The following is a 2,481-nucleotide window of genomic DNA, read 5'->3' as shown; positions in this document are numbered from 1 at the left end:
CCGTCACGGATGGCGCTAGAAATTCGTTGTATAAAGTATCAGGAGAGACGACCATCATGAAACGACAGATGATTGTACTATTGGCAGCGGTAGTGAGCGTCGGGGCACTGGTGCCCGTATGGGCGCAGCGGGAAAAGAGCCGGGGGACAAATCTAACCCCTGAGACCATGGCGCGAAACCTGGCCGACAACCTGCGCGATGCACGGGGCTTACTGAGCCGCGTGCTCAGCACCCGGGAAAAAGAGGGGGGCGGGGCCCGTGAGCGCGAGACGCAGCGTGATGCCGCCAGCGACCGTCGGCGCCTGGAAGTCTTGCTGGAAAATGCGGAGCGTGATGCGCGTGAGCTGGAGCGCGAGGTGATCCGTCTGCGTGATCAGAACTACAGCCAGTTCAACGACCGTAATCGTGGCCGTCAGGCGATGCGTGACAGTGATTTTGATCAGATTGTCTTTGCAGTGCGCCGGGCACGCACCACGGGCGACAAGATGCGGATCGTGCGGCAGCTCGCCCTAGAGCAGTGGATTACTAGCGGCCAGCTTCGCGATCTTTTGAAAGTAGTGGATCAGTCGCGCGATCAAGAGGAGACAGCCTATCTGCTCTACCCACGCCTCACGGACGCGGGGAAGTTCTACACCATCCGCGACTCGTTCAAGTCCACGACCTCGTGGGCCAGTGTCTGCCAGCGACTCGGCGTTCGGTAGCCTCTCAAAACAAAAAACGGCCCGGAGCGGGAGCGCTCCGGGCCGTTTTGGTTGCTAGAGCTGAAGCTTCTCGCCCGGCTGTAAGGTGCGGGAGATGCTCTGCATGCTACTGCTGGAGAAGTTCGGCCCGCGCTGCTGTGAGATGTGGGTAATCAGTAGCTGGATAGGCCGCGACGGCCCTGCGTAGCTATTCTCGCCCCAAGTGGTCTTGGAGCGCACCTTGATGGTGTTTCCCGTCCACTCTATGGTACAGGGCTCTGCCGGGAGGGGGTGGGTCATGCTACCGCCATTGCTGTCACGGATCAGTAGGGTCGTGGTGAGCTGTGGGGTGATAAGGCGTGTGGCCCGACGAGCCGGGCAGTGCTGGGGCAGGCTGATCGCCGCCCAGATCGCGGTGGCAGAGACGATACCCGCTGCCGTCCAGAGGATGGATTTCTTCATTGGCAAACTCTCCTTCTTGCCTATTCTATCGCCCGAATTTGTAACCTGCCGCAAGCCAAGACTGTCCTAGCTTCCGAAGAGGGCAAGTATAGGTGTCAGGAAAAGTTATTCGAACGGCGATTATTGGTCTGGTCGTGCTAGGCGGAGCGGGCTTTGGCTACTACCGGATGCAGGCAAAGGCAACCGCGAAACCCGAGATTGGGCGACTCGTGACCGCAGAGGTCGGGAAGATTGCGATAAAAGTCTCGGAGACGGGGACGCTGGAGCCGGTGACCAAGGTGGATGTCAAATCCCGTGTGGGAGGGCGCGTCCTGAAGATCTTCGTCCGGCCCGGCGATAGGGTGGCAGTGGGGACACCGCTGGCCACCGTGGACCCGACCGAGGTCTCGCGCCAGGTCGCCAGTGTGCAGGCGCAGCTCCAGGCAAGCCTGGCCGGGCTCTCCCAGTCGCGGGAGAACTACCAGCTCACCCTCCAGACCACAGTGCTCGCTGTTCGTCGCGCGGAGATTGGGCTGGAGAACTCCAAAGTGAGCTTGCGTGAGGCGGGCGTCAATGTGAAGGATGCGAAAGTGGGGCTCAAAGACGCCGAGGTGGGCTTGGAGAACGCCAAAGTGGGCATCACGCAGGCACAGAAGCGAGTGGAGCAGGCCGCCGCACCCACTCGTTCCCAGGAGGTGCAGCAGGCCGAGCAGAGTGTACGGCGTATCCAGGCGCAACTTATAGATGCCAGGCGCACTCTGGAGCGTCGCAAGCTCTTGTTCGGGAAGGGGTTTATTGCCCAGCAAGAAGTTGATTCTTCGCAGACCCAGATTGATCTCGCCGAGGTAGATCTGATCAGCGCCCAAGAGCGTGTCGCGCTGCTGAAAGAGGGGCCGCGCAAAGAGGACATCGCTCCCACGCAGATTGGCGTCGACACGGCGAAGATGTCCGTTGAGACAGCCAAAGTGCGTGTCGAGACGGCTAATATCCGCGTCGAGCAGTCTAAAGTGCGCTACAACCAGGCACAAGTGGCTGTCAAGACCGCCGAAGTACAGCTCGCCACGGAGCGTGCCAATGCCCGCCAAGCGCAGGTGCGTAGCAAGGATATTCTGCGCTCCCAGGCCGATGTCGCCCAGAACGAGAACCGGGTCGCGGAGCAGTCCGTGCTACTGGCAGAGACTCGCATTGTCGCCCCCATTGCGGGAGAAGTGACGGGCAAGTACCTTGAGGAGGGTGAGCTCGTTGCCTCTGCAACTGCCGGGTTTGCCCAGGGCGCGGCGATTGTGACCATTGCGGATCTCACCAAGATGCAGGTGAAAGTCAATGTGAACGAAGTGGATGTCTCACGGCTCTCCGTGGG

Annotated in this window: 3 protein-coding genes; 2 read left to right on the top strand and 1 reads right to left on the bottom strand. The window is 60.6% G+C overall.

Annotated features, from left to right (window positions below):
* Positions 1-56: 56 nt before the first annotated feature.
* Positions 57-701 carry a DUF4476 domain-containing protein gene (locus ACH2EH_RS00410; protein WP_395137717.1) on the top strand — a complete coding sequence of 215 codons (645 nt, stop codon included), beginning with the start codon at positions 57-59 and terminating at the stop codon, positions 699-701.
* Positions 702-755: 54 nt separating this feature from the next.
* Here the strand turns inward: ACH2EH_RS00410 and ACH2EH_RS00405 are convergent, their stop codons facing one another.
* A complete protein-coding gene (locus tag ACH2EH_RS00405; RefSeq protein ID WP_395137715.1) occupies positions 756-1,142 on the bottom strand; it encodes a hypothetical protein in 387 nt (128 codons plus the stop codon).
* 92 nt (positions 1,143-1,234) lie between these two features.
* On the opposite strand from ACH2EH_RS00405, the gene ACH2EH_RS00400 reads away from it, so the two are divergent.
* Positions 1,235-2,481, top strand: a 1,247-nt coding sequence (locus ACH2EH_RS00400) for an HlyD family secretion protein (RefSeq protein ID WP_395137713.1), incomplete at its 3' end; no start/stop codon positions are given.

Origin of the sequence: Armatimonas sp. (assembly GCF_043760365.1) — a bacterium.
GTDB lineage: Bacteria > Armatimonadota > Armatimonadia > Armatimonadales > Armatimonadaceae > Armatimonas.
The sequence above is the reverse complement of the archived record's forward strand: the minus strand, read 5'-3'. Positions and strand labels throughout refer to the sequence as shown.

Excerpts from the sequence above, each read along its gene's own strand:
- ACH2EH_RS00410 (WP_395137717.1), top strand. The coding sequence starts at position 57 with ATGAAACGACAGATGATTGTACTATTGGCAGCGGTAGTGAGCGTCGGG.
- ACH2EH_RS00405 (WP_395137715.1), bottom strand. The coding sequence starts at position 1,142 with ATGAAGAAATCCATCCTCTGGACGGCAGCGGGTATCGTCTCTGCCACC.